Genomic DNA, 12058 nt, shown 5'->3' with positions numbered 1-12058 from the left:
TCTGCTCCTCAGTCGATGTCCAGTGAGGGGATGGGGACGACCAGACGGCAGCCCCACTCGCGGACGTAGTCCAGCTGGGTGGCGATCTCGCGCCTCAGGTTCCACGGCAGGAGGAGGACGTAATCCGGCCGGTCCCTGGCTATCGCCTCGGGCGCGAGAATCGGGATGTGCGTGCCAGGGAGGTACTTCCCCTGTTTGAACGGATTCCTGTCGACGGTGTAGGGCAGCAGGTCCGCGCGTATCCCGCAGTGGTTGAGCAGCGTGTTGCCCTTGCCCGGGGCTCCGTAGCCGACCACACGCTTGCCGTCGTTGGCTGCTGCGGCGAGAAAGGTGATCAGGTCACGCTTGACCCTCGAGACGGCCTCGGCGAAGCCGCGGTGTCCCGCGAGTGTGTGCAGCCCTCGGCGCGCTTCCTCTGCGAGAAGGTCGTCCACCGCCCTGGTCCGTGTCGTCGCGTGCCGGCCATGACGTGCCCAGATGCGCAGGGACCCGCCGTGCGAGGCCAACTCCTCGACGTCCACCACGTCCAGACCCGCAGTCGCCAGCACTCGCTGCGCGGTCAGCAACGTGTAGTACGAGAAGTGCTCGTGGTAGATCGTGTCGTACTGCGACCTCTCGATCAGGCGCATGAGGTGCGGGACCTCGATGCTCAACCAGCCGTCATCGGCGAGGAGCGCGGCGAGTCCACGGCTGAAGTCCTGGACGTCGGGTACGTGGGCGAAGACGTTGTTGGCGACGACGAGGCGAGCCGGCCCGTACCGTGAACGAAGGCGGCGCCCCTCATCCTCACCGAGGAAGGCGACGTGCGTCGGCACGCCTCTCTCCCGAGCGACGGTGGCGATGTTCGCTGCCGGTTCCACCCCGAGGACGGGGATCCCTCGCGCCACGAGGTGTTGGAGCAGGTAGCCGTCGTTGCTGGCGACCTCCACCACGAGGCTCGAGGCATCCAGGGCCAGCCGCTCGACCGCGTCATCGGTGAACACCCGCGCGTGTTCGACCCAGGACGACGAGTACGAGGAGAAGTAGGCGTAGTCGGAGAAGATGTCCTCGGCGGGGATGTGCGCAGGTAGCTGCACGAGGAGACAGTCGGCGCAGATCCAGACACGCAGGGGGTAGAAGATCTCGGGCGCTTCGAGTCGTTCCTGTGGGACGTAGCTCTCGCAGGGCGGAGACATCCCCAGGTCCACGAAGACATCCCTGAGCGAGCTCCCGCAGAGGCGGCACGGACCACCGCCCTGAGGTGCCAGCGCCAGACCGGCGCCGGATGGGAGCTGTCGCTCGCGGCCCTGTTGATCAGCCGCCCCGGTGCTCACGCGCCACCCCGGCACGACGAGCTCTTGAGTGAGCGCCGCCGCGCACGAGCTGCTCTGAGCCGGTTGATGCCCGAAGCGCGAGCCCGCGGGGGCAGCAGGGAGAGCGCCAGCCCGACGGAGGCGTTCAGGCGGGCGCCGTGCGTCAGCGCCCTCAACAGGTGACGCCGCGCCTCATCGGCACCCCCGTCAGCGAGGAGGCTCAGTCCGAGGCTTGCCCTGAACGGAGCGCTGGAGCGGAGGAGCTCCTCCCTGAGACCGCTCAGCCGGGGATCGGCGAGAATGCGGTCATAGGTGTAGACGTGCGCCCTCTCGAGTCGGCTGGACCGCGTGGCCGTCTCGTCGTGCAGCCGGTAGCGCATGAGGCGCTGTGGCACGTAGTAGGCGGCCCCCCCGTCACGACAGGCCAGATACGCCATCCACACCTCGTATGGTGGCGCCACTTCCGGGGGCACCTCGTCCCAGTCGATGAGCCCGTTGCGGAAGACCGTCGCGGCCACGAAGAACACGGCACGGTGCACCAGAGCGAGGCGGGTGAAGGGCTGGTATCGGCCTTCTGGAAGACCGGCTCTCCCCCGCTCCCGTGTGTTGGACTCGGTCCACTCGGGGAGGACGGCGCCGCCGACGTCCATGACCCAGTGATCGGCGAACGTGAGCACGATGCTCGGGTCAGCCATGAGCGGTTCGACCATCACCTCGAGGAATCGAGGTTCCCACTCGTCGTCGTCGTGCAGGGTCGCCACGAGATCGCCGCGTGCCTGTCGGTACATCGCGAGGGCGTTCTCGAGGCCGCTCGTCTCCCTCTCGTTGCGCCTGTACCGCAGCCGACGGTCGCCGTAGCCCTCCACCAAGGCCGCGACCTCGTCGGATCCCTCACTGTCGGATACGAGGATCTCCACATTCGTGTACGTCTGGGCGAGCGCGCTCTCGATGGCTGAGCGCAACATCTCCGGCCGGCGGTACGTGGGTATGGCGACCGTGACCAGCGGATGAGTCACCTCGTCGGGGAACTCCATTCCTCGACCACTCGTCACGAGAGCGCCGTCATCTCACCGAGGCATCCGGAGTGCGGCCGCCGACTGGGGCGGTCGGCGACCTGCGACTCGGCGGCCGACCACCTAACAGCCATCCCGCCACCTTCCCGCATGGGGTGCCTGGGCTAGGCACGGAGCCCGACGCACTTCTGAACTCCTGTCGGAGCAGACATTCAGCCGTGCTCGTTCCGGAGTAGTCAAGGCCTTCCCCGCGCGTTCGGACGGCTTGAGACTCAACAATGCGGAGTGTCGCCGGAATTGAGCGGACCGTACCCAACCGAAACGCCGAACCCCCGCTGTCCTCAAACACCCGCGGCCATCCGAGTTCCGACCTGGGGTGCCAGGCGTCGTCGAGGCCGCGCGTCAGGAGCTCATCACTCCGGGATTCCTCACTCACCTGCGATCTGTCCTCGTCCCGGTGGAGCGCTACGACAGCCACGACCACCGTGAGGGGGCATGCGCGATGGTGTCGCCGACCTACTGGCGGACCTCGAGGGGGCGCCCGATCGGGTCGGTGACGTCATCGCTCCCGCTCGCACGCCGGCGCCCACGCGACTCGACCAACTGCCTGACGAGTGCGCGGGTCCAGCGGACGAGCGTGTCCTCCGGGACGTCCAGCCCCGCCCCCCACCGTACGGACGACGCCCGCGGCCTTGCGCAGCGTGACAGTGCGCGACGAAGTGCGCGGCGCCGCCTGCAGCACGGCGCGCCGACGGGCACGGGCCATGCCGAACACCAGGTCCCCACGACGGGCCACGGCACGGTGGGCCACGGCCTGGAGAACGGCCCCGCGCGGAAGTCACCGCACGTGGCTTGCCCCGAGTGGAGCTCGAAGGCGAGCAGGTCACTCGGGGGCAGAGCCTGCTCTCACACGGCGCCAGCGATGTCTCGGGGCGCGCGGGGCGGAACTGAGGTCGTAGCGGTAGCCGTAGCCCAGGCTGACCTCGGCTCGGGGCGGCACGACGTTCAGGACCACGCCAAGGGTCCGTGCTCCGACCTGCTCGAGCGCAGCGGCGGTGCGCCGCACCAGGTCCTTCCGCGTGAAGCCGTAGCGCACGGACAGAAGGACCCCGTCGGTGAGCACCGCCAGACTCGTGGCGTCCGCGACGGGCAGGACCGGCGGGGCGTCGACGAGCACGAAGTCGTTCTTGGTGGCCAACTCCTCCATCAACGACTTCATCTGTGCCGACGAGAGCAGCTGGCTGGGGTTGGGCGGCAACGGGCCGGCAGCCAGGACGCTGAGAGACTCGTCGCCGTAACCCTGGAGCACCTCATTGAGCTCGGCCGTCCCGGCCAGGACGTTGGTGAGCCCGACGCCGCCCACCATGCCGAGGTATCGCGTGACTCGGGGACGGCGCAGGTCCGCCTCCACCACTGCCACCTGCCGGCCGGCCTCGGCGAGGGCGATGGCGAGGTTGAGGGTGAGCGTCGTCTTGCCCTCCCCCGGAATCGCACTGGAGATCATGATCGTCCGTGGTGGCTCGTCCACGTCGATGAACTGCAAGTTGGTCGTCAGGCGCCGGTAGCCCTCAGCAGCGGGACTGGTGGAGGTGCGGTCGAACACGTGCTGTTTGTCGAGGACCGGATCCTGCATGATCATGCCGATGACCGGAGCCCGTGCGAGGTCTCCCACGGTTTCCGGGTCTCGAACGGAGCGGTCGAGGCGAGTGCGTGCTACGACGAGGCCGAGCCCCAAGGGCAGACCCAGCGCCAGTCCGAGGGCGGTGTTGCGTCGCGTGTTGGGGAAGCTCGGCGCCGTGTGGAAGCTGGGCCCCTCCACGACCGTCACTCTGACAGGAGCCGACGCCCCCGGTGTGGTCTCGAGGACCCTGACCATCTCGATGAAATCGGAGCCGAGTTGGCCGGCGATGTCCCTGGCTCTGGACCCCGAGGTGTCCCTCACTTCCACGTCGATGAGCACCGTGCTGGGGACCGGGGTAGCCGTTATCTTGCCCGCCAGCACCGCCGGTTCCATGTCGAGGCCCAGGTTCGCACTGACTCGGCTGGCCAGTTCCTCGCCCATGAGGAGCTGGGCATAGGAGGCAACCCGCTCCTGGGAGAACTGCGATCCCTGGACGAAGTCCGTTGCCGTCCTGGCTTCGGTCGTGGAGACGAACAGCTGCATGTTCGACGTGTACAACGGCGTCGATGCGGCACTGAACGCATAGCCCGACAGGCCACCGAGGAAGGTGGTGAGGATGGGGAGCCACCACAGCCTTCTCAGCGCGGCGAGGATGTCCCTGTACGGCACCGACACCATCCATCCGTAGCATCGCACCCAGTCCGGTAGGGCCAGGGGGATGCTAGCCCACGGCACGGCAGTACTGGCCGCAGTGAAGACGGCCCAGGCGCTCCCTTACCGGAGCGACCTCAGCGCCGCCTCGACATCGTCACGACGGGCTGCACGCGCGCAACACCCACCGCCCAGCCAGGCGCTGCGCAGGACCGCGAGGATGACAAGGTCGCCCGAGACCTCTCGCGGTCGACGGGACGCGGCTACGCTCGCGCGCCGACCCTGCACCATTCTGGAGATGTGAGGCCACCCCGAGCATGGCTACTCGGATCACCGCCGTCATCCCGGCCAACACGTTCGGCGGCGCCCACAACCAGATCATGCAATTGCAGGAGCACCTCCATGCACTGGGGTACGAGACCACCGTGGTCCTGCCCCGGGAACCGGGAAACGCAGAGCGTCGGCTCTCGTCGGCCGGCGTGCGGACGGTTCTGCTCCCTCTTCGCCGACCGCGAGCAGGTGCGCCGGCATCGTGGTTCAGGTACCTGTGGGGCTTCCCCCACCAGGTCCGGCGACTGGCCCGTCTCTTCCGCGCCCAGGCGAGCGACTTGGTCCAAGCTCACGGACTACTGCAACTCGATGTCGCTCTGGCCGCGCGCATCACAGGCAAGCCTCTGGTCTGGCAACTGCTCGACACGCGCCCTCCTGTGGCCCTCCGCGCCGCCCTGGTCCCTCTGATGTATCTGCTCTCATCCGTCGTGATGACGACCGGGACAACAACCGCACGGTCCTACGGGCTGTCACAGAAGCCGCGCTCCATGCGGCCGGTGATCCCCTTCTTCCCTCCTGTTCCCACCTCCGCGCTCGACCAGTTGCCACAGCCCCCGGTAGGCCGTGTGACCTTTGGATGCCTGGCGAACATGAACCCACAGAAGGGGCTACCGCTGCTGATCCAGGCGTTCGAGAAGTCCGGCGTGACGCATGACGCGCGCCTTCTGTTGCAGGGACCTGTGCCCCCGGGGCACGAGAGCATCCCCGGACAACTCGAGGAACTGCGCTCCGGCCTCGCCGTAGAGAACGTCGAGATTCGCACGCACCAGGCAGACGTCGTGGAGTTCCTGTCGGAGACGCACGTCCTCGTCATGGGGTCAGAGCCGCGATCCGAAGGAACGCCGACGGTGATCCTCGAGGCGATGTGGGCAGGAAGACCGGTGATCGCGACGCGGGTCGGCGGGATCCCCGAACTGGTGCAGCACGGCACGACGGGCTTCCTGGTCGACCCGGGCGATGCCGCTTCGATGGGCCGTTACATGGCGCAACTGGTTGACCAGCACACGCGCCGCGAGGGCATGGGCGCGGCAGCCCGTCGGGAGGCGCGGCTTCGCTTCTCTACAGAAGCCACCTTGGCGGCCTACGCAGATGCGTACCAGGCGGCCCTCCGGAGAGCGCACACCTGACGTGCGACGCATGAACCTGCCGCAGTCATTGAGGCATCTCGCGGCAGGCGCAGCCGCTAGCGCCGCATATCCGCTCGTGTCCCTTGCCACAGGCCCCATCCTCGCTCGCGGTCTGGGACCGGAAGGCCGCGGTGAGCTCGCGGCGTTGCTCACCCCCCTGACTGTGGCGGATGCGTTCGCGGCAGTCGGCACCCCCCTGGCTGCGGCCTTCTACGTCCGCGCGGGGGCAGACTTGCGTAAGGTTCGGCGAATCGGCCTCTTGATAGTAGGCGTGTCCGGCACGCTCACAGCCGCGACACTCATCATCCTGGCCGACTTCATCCTCAGTTCCTACGCCGACCTCGTCCCACTGTTTCGATGGCTGTGCATCGGCGTCGCCCTGGGTGCGGTCATCGAGTTCTACAGGGGAGTCCGAGCCGGTCAAGAAGCCTACGGACGCTTGAACCTCAATTTGTGGCTCGGAGCACTTGGTCGACTCGTCGGGGTGGTGACACTGGCCTACATGGGTGAGTTGACCCCTGGGCGCGTCGCTTTCCTGTCCATAGCAACTGGCTTGCTTGCTGCACTCGCACTGTTCAAACGCAAGCCGCCGGGGGCCGCCCCGCCCAACCGGTCCGTCAACCTCGGCGAGATGACGAAATTCTCGCTACGGACATGGTTCGGCGTCCTCGCCAGCAGCTTCGCCGCACGATTGGACCAATTCCTACTCATAACCATCGTGACCCGGGACGAGTTGGGGTATTACGCGGTCGCGGTGACTGCGGCCCAGGTCCCCATGGCGGTGTTCCCGGTACTGCAGAGACAACTGCTCAACCGAGCAGTCACGGTGTCAGACCCCCGCGAGTTGGCGTTGAGCAGTCGCCTCGCCGTCGCACTAGCCCTCGGCCTGTGCATCCCGTGTGCCCTGCTCATGCCGATACTCGTCCCCCTTCTGTTCGGTGATGCGTTCACACAGTCAGTCCGCTTGGCACAGATTCTGATCATCGCCGCGGCGCTGTGGGGAGTCGGCCAGTCCTTGACGGGTCTACTGGTCGGCTCGGAGCGGCCTGGTCGCGCGTCATGGGGAGATGGACTGGGTGTCACTGCACTCCTCGTCCTGATCCTCCCCTTGGCACATCGGTTCGGGCCGGTCGGAGCCGCTTGGGCCGTCGTTGCGAGCAATGCTCTCTCCGTGATGTTCAAAGCGTCCCAGTTGCGCCGGGGGATACCGGGAGGGAGGCTCCTCGACATCGTCATCCCCCGGATGAGAGACATGGGAGAAGTCCGGCGGCGCATACGGCCCGGCCGGCCATAACGTGCGTCTACGGCTTCGAGATGCCAGCCGACCCAGAACTCGCCAAGTCATCTCGTAGCCGCGCCCACGCCGACAGCAGCTCAGAGATAGGGACTCAGCCGGCGCAGGAAGACGTCCGGCTGGTGACGTGCTGAAGATGCTGCCACGCAGTCCCGCGGGAGCCGCTCAGCTCGGTCTAAGGACGCGAGCAGGCTACGGGGTTGCAAGTCGTCGAAGTAGACGCCGTTGACGCCTTCCCGGACGGTCTCGAGGAACCCACCGGCTCGGATCGTCACCGCGGGGGTGCCGAATTGGTTCGCCTCTATCGGCGTGAGTCCGAAGTCCTCCTTGGAGGCGCTGACCAGAGCACTGGCGTGGGTGTAGAGCCAACGGAGTTGGGCGTCCGAGACCCGGCCGAGGAACGTGACGTTCGGCGGCGCAGCGGGCTGCCCCGGAGACTCGTCACCGATCACCATCAACCTGCGGGATGGCGCGTGGCGGAAGGCCTCGACGACAGCGCTGACACGCTTGTACCCCCGGTTCCGGGCGATCGTGAGCACGAAGCCCGGCTCGGCCCCCTCGATCGGATGGACGTCGCCGTCGATCGTCAACCCGACCGGAGGAGGGACGACGGGTGCGTCGATGCCGTACACGTCTCGTATCCGATCGCGGACGACCCCTGAGTTGGCGATGTACTGGTCAGCAGTCTGGGCCTGGCGAAGGTCCCAGGACTTGAGGGACCGGGACATGAGCCGCAGTGCGGTTCGACCGGCCCGGCCCAGCCCCCGCTTGTAGTCATCCGGTTGCCACAGCCACCGTGGGGGGTTGTGGCAGTAGACGACCTTTCGGGTCGCTGCGCGACGACTGAGCCCGTGACTCCACCCTGAACTGCTGCAGAGGAGGACATCTGCCGAAGGGGGCTCGAGAGTGGACCAGACCGGCGCAAGGAGGGGGAAGGCGCGGCGGGGGTCGCGCCGGAAGGCTGCGACGCACTGTAGTACTGACGTCTGCACCTCGTGGTGTGCGAAGCCCGGGAATGTCGTATCGGCGTTGTACACGCTGGTGACCAGACGATCGGGTCGCAGGCCATCCAGCATCTGGAGCGCCACCCTCTCCGCTCCACCCCTCTGTGTGACGTAATCGTGCGCCACCACCAGAGACATCTGCCCACCCCTTCCGGGCAACCCCTCGGGTCACTGCACGAGTACTCACCCGCGCGCCGGCCGAAACCCTCACACCACCCTGGGGGCGCCTGCCGATGCCACCGCCCGCGTGGTAGCCAACCGACCGGCCGAGTGAGCAGGAGGTGGACCCCGATCACCTCCGGGGACCGCAGTCTCCACGTCGGCCGCCACGGTCACCGTCGCGTCGCACGCAGCGACGTTCTGGATCGCCCGCCATCCGAGCGAGTGTCCGCGGTCCTCGCAATCGGTGCATGGAGGTCCTTAGGATCTGCTACCAGCCCCGCTCGAGGAGTCACCTTGACGCTCAGCACCGAAGCGCTCCCCGGCGTCCGGCGTCTCCGTGGCCTGGTGGGGGATGCGCCGCTCCTGACGCTGACTGTGGCCTTTCTTCCGTTCGCCTTCATCCCTCACGAGATCATGCCCTCGGGACCACAGACCCCGAAACTCCTGCTGTGCTTGATATTCGCCTGTGGATGGCTGTACAGAGCACGATCGCATCACGCCCGGCTGACATCCGTGGAATGGTGGACATTAGGCCTTGCCGCATGGGTGGCGTGCCGCCTGATATGGGTGGAGTACTTCGAGGCTGGGCTCTCGGTGTCCCTAGCGCAAGCGGAGCTGGCCCCGCTCGTGGGCGGACTGGTGCTCCTCAGGCTCGCAACCCAACACCGCCTCCGGGCCAGTATCCGCCTCGGGTTGACGTACTCACTGATACTCATGTGCACAGTAGAAGCCTGGCAATTGGTTGCAGGATTACCGGAACTGCTCGCGCTGGGTTACACAACTCCGCCGTTCTCTTACAACACTGCAACGGGTGAGTACAGGCCCTTCGGCACTGCGTACAGCCCCGTCACGTTCGGAATCCACCTGTCACTGGTCCTCCTGGCGGTCGTCCTGACGAACAGACGCCGCACGGCTGCGGCAATGGCGTGCCTGGGTGGGACCTTCCTCCTGCTGACCTACACGCGTAGCGCCTGGCTCGGCGTCATCGTGAGCGCCGGCGTGATCCTCCTGAACAGCCCGCTGTGGCGTCGGCGCTTCCTCCACGGGTTGGTGTTCGCGACACTCCTCGCACCGACGCTCGTGCTGATCCTGCCGGGGGGACTCGGCGTCTGGGAACGTCTCACCACGTTGACCGACCGCAATTACTCGAGCAATACGATCCGCATCGACCTCTGGGCGGGGACACTTCGTACCGTCTCTGACAACTGGCTCATCGGATTCGGGGGCGAGCCCTTCAGTCAAGCCACAGCCCGCCACCTCGGCGCTCTGGGCGACTTCGCGCACCCCCACAACAACTACCTCCAGATGCTCTTCCAGTACGGCCTCATCGGACTTTTCTTGTTCGGCGGCCTCCTGTGGGCCGCTGGTGCGGCCATGTGGCGGCGTCGCGCCACTGACGAGGCCTGGCGGCTGGCCGGACTCGCCGGCCTCGTGGCGTTCGCGTGGACTTCGCTCTTCGAGACCACCTGGGGCAGCTTCAACCTGCTGGTGACGTTGTTCCTCATCTTCGGCCTCGGCATGCCGCCTGGACAACAGAGGACGACCGCGGGCCCGGGCGTGCTACGAGCACTCGGCGGCCATCCGCCTTCTGCGGCTCCTACTCGGCACCACGCCCAAGGGGTGATGTCCGGGCGGACACGAACACAACGGTCGGGAACAGACCCCGGTGTCGAGGCGACTCCGAGTGATCACGGCGCCGCCTCGGCCTGAGGTAGGACTACGAGTCGGTCACGACACGCCTGAATTGCTGCAACTGGTGCCGCCAACTCAGTTCTCGGGCCCGCTTGAGGGCCATGCCCGCGTAACGGCGACGCTCTTGGTCATCACTGATCAGGTGTTCGAGGTGATCGGCCAGCTCTCGTTCGTTCCCTGGCTCGTGCAACAGGGCCGACCCCGAGGCCACCTCCGGCAGGCCTCCCGCTCGGGAGGCCAGACATGCGAGACCGCTCGCCGCGCCCTCGGCGAGGGTGAGCGAGCACGGCTCGGGCCAGACGGATGGGACGACGATGACGTGATGACGCCGGAGCATCGCCGGTACGCGTGAACGCTCGACTCTGCCGTGGAAGGAGACTCGGTCCTCCATACCGTTACAGGCCACCAATCGCCTGAGCTGGCGCTCGTATCGCGTGAGTTCTCGACCAGGCTTCGAGCCACCCATGATGACCACCTGGAAATCGAGGTGGCCGAGGAGGGCTGCTGCACGAATCAAGACGTGGACGCCCTTCTCACGTATGACTCGACCGACATACACGATGCTCGGTCGATCGACCTGCCGGCCCGGGGTGAACTCGTCAGTGTCCACGCCATTGAGCAAGGGGAACACCCTCGTCTGCGACTCGGACCGGGGAATCCGGTCCGCCAGGTACTCACTGACTGCGATGACCGCTTCGCAGCGTCTGAGGATGCGTTCCGTTTCCCGCCGTCCATACGTCCCGAATACGTCGTTGTGGCAGTACAGGAACCGACGTTCAGCAGGCAAGGGGGCCAGGAGCGCGCCAGGCCGGTTGTGGACGATCAGTCGGTCGATCGGCGGTACGGGCGCAAGGGACTCATAGACGTGCGCGGTGACCAAGCGCCGACCCAGTACTCGTCCCGTGGCCACATCCGCGCTTCGGGCAGGCAGGCTCACAATTCGACCGCCACGGAGGCAAGGGACCACGGTGAGCGGGAGATCGTGACGCGTGCCCACGCCAGTGAGGATGGCCTGTGAGCCGTCGGCGTCGCCGGCGGCCGTCATGAGACCCCGGATGACGGTCATCACGGCGCTGCCGTTGTCGATGGCCGGCGGGTCTTCGGGATACGGCAGGTGAGCCAACCTGAACATGCGTCCCCTCTGGGCATCCGGCCGACACGACGAACAAGATGATGCTTGCTGGCAAGAGGCCACTGTGCAGGACGGGACGCCTGCTCCTTGACGACGCCGGAGATCGAGGGCGCTCCTGACGCCGACGCAGGACTCCAGCCTGCTCGTTCTCGGGTATCGACTGCCGGACGTCGAACAACCCGGCTTCACCGTCGGCAGGGGCACACTCCGCCGGCGAGGGGTGGCCGGATCAGCGCGCTGCCCCCGACCGGGGCGCTGTGATTCGAACCGCTCAAGACGATCCATGCCTACGTTGTCGCGGTAACAGCGACGTCGAGACTCGCCAACCACCACCCGGCCACCTCGCGGCGCCTCCATAGGAAACGGAGACGTGCCCGTGCCCCTGGCTCACCAGCCGCCGCCATGGGGAACCGCCATGACCTCGGGGCTGTCCGCCGGTCTGGACCTCCGGGATCACCTGGCCGCCGACGTCCTCGGCGACACCACAGAGGCGGTCGGTCCGTGGCCGCCTCTCGACAGGCAGCACCCGTCGGCGCCTGTGACACCTGGGACCGGCCCGGCCACCTCGGCCCGCCGGTCTGCCATGCCGCTCCACGCGACGACCTCCACCCCCGCTCGTCCGATCGCGGGGGGCCTGTCCTCGACCAATGTCGCGCCGAAGGCCCACCGCATGCATGGGACCGGGTCCAGCACCGGTGCCTGGTCGGTGGAGGCGTGACCATCACCCGGCGCCGGTTCCT

8 protein-coding genes are annotated in these 12058 nt (G+C 67.1%); 3 read left to right on the top strand and 5 right to left on the bottom strand.

Translation table 11 applies throughout. From position 1 onward, the window contains the following. Window positions 1-8: 8 nt before the first annotated feature. The 3 genes from ACI78V_RS02490 to ACI78V_RS02480 all read right to left on the bottom strand — a co-directional run bounded on the left by ACI78V_RS02490 (window position 9) and on the right by ACI78V_RS02480 (window position 4601). Window positions 9-1313, bottom strand: coding sequence for a methyltransferase domain-containing protein (locus ACI78V_RS02490; protein ID WP_456848577.1), 1305 nt, complete (start codon window positions 1311-1313; stop codon window positions 9-11). Further along, window positions 1310-2326, bottom strand: a complete 1017-nt coding sequence (locus ACI78V_RS02485) for a glycosyltransferase family 2 protein (RefSeq protein WP_456848575.1) — start codon at window positions 2324-2326, stop codon at window positions 1310-1312. Before ACI78V_RS02485 ends, ACI78V_RS02490 begins: the two co-directional genes overlap by 4 nt. A gap of 862 nt (window positions 2327-3188) precedes the next feature. Continuing rightward, window positions 3189-4601: a polysaccharide biosynthesis tyrosine autokinase gene (locus ACI78V_RS02480; RefSeq protein WP_456848573.1), complete on the bottom strand. Its 1413-nt coding sequence runs from the start codon at window positions 4599-4601 to the stop codon at window positions 3189-3191. Window positions 4602-4894: 293 nt separating this feature from the next. Between ACI78V_RS02480 and ACI78V_RS02475 the strand changes: the two genes are divergently transcribed. Together ACI78V_RS02475 and ACI78V_RS02470 are read left to right on the top strand one after the other, a co-directional pair. Then, window positions 4895-6034: a glycosyltransferase family 4 protein gene (locus ACI78V_RS02475; protein WP_456848571.1), complete on the top strand. Its 1140-nt coding sequence runs from the start codon at window positions 4895-4897 to the stop codon at window positions 6032-6034. Between the two features lie 10 nt (window positions 6035-6044). Beyond that, the gene (locus ACI78V_RS02470; protein ID WP_456848569.1) at window positions 6045-7328 is read left to right on the top strand and encodes a lipopolysaccharide biosynthesis protein; all 1284 of its coding nucleotides are present in this window, start codon (window positions 6045-6047) and stop codon (window positions 7326-7328) included. Window positions 7329-7408: 80 nt separating this feature from the next. Here the strand turns inward: ACI78V_RS02470 and ACI78V_RS02465 are convergent, their stop codons facing one another. Next, entirely contained in the window at window positions 7409-8470 is a 1062-nt protein-coding gene (locus tag ACI78V_RS02465) for a glycosyltransferase (protein WP_456848567.1), read from the bottom strand. 318 nt (window positions 8471-8788) lie between these two features. On the opposite strand from ACI78V_RS02465, the gene ACI78V_RS02460 reads away from it, so the two are divergent. Next, complete coding sequence (locus tag ACI78V_RS02460) at window positions 8789-10204, top strand: O-antigen ligase family protein (protein WP_456848565.1); 1416 nt, start codon at window positions 8789-8791, stop codon at window positions 10202-10204. 7 nt (window positions 10205-10211) lie between these two features. On the opposite strand, the gene ACI78V_RS02455 is transcribed toward ACI78V_RS02460, so the two are convergent. Then, window positions 10212-11318 carry a glycosyltransferase family 4 protein gene (locus tag ACI78V_RS02455; RefSeq protein ID WP_456848563.1) on the bottom strand — a complete coding sequence of 369 codons (1107 nt, stop codon included), beginning with the start codon at window positions 11316-11318 and terminating at the stop codon, window positions 10212-10214. Window positions 11319-12058: the final 740 nt, after the last annotated feature.

It is taken from the genome of Geodermatophilus sp. SYSU D00742, from assembly GCF_054049935.1.
The sequence above is the reverse complement of the archived record's forward strand: the minus strand, read 5'-3'. Positions and strand labels throughout refer to the sequence as shown.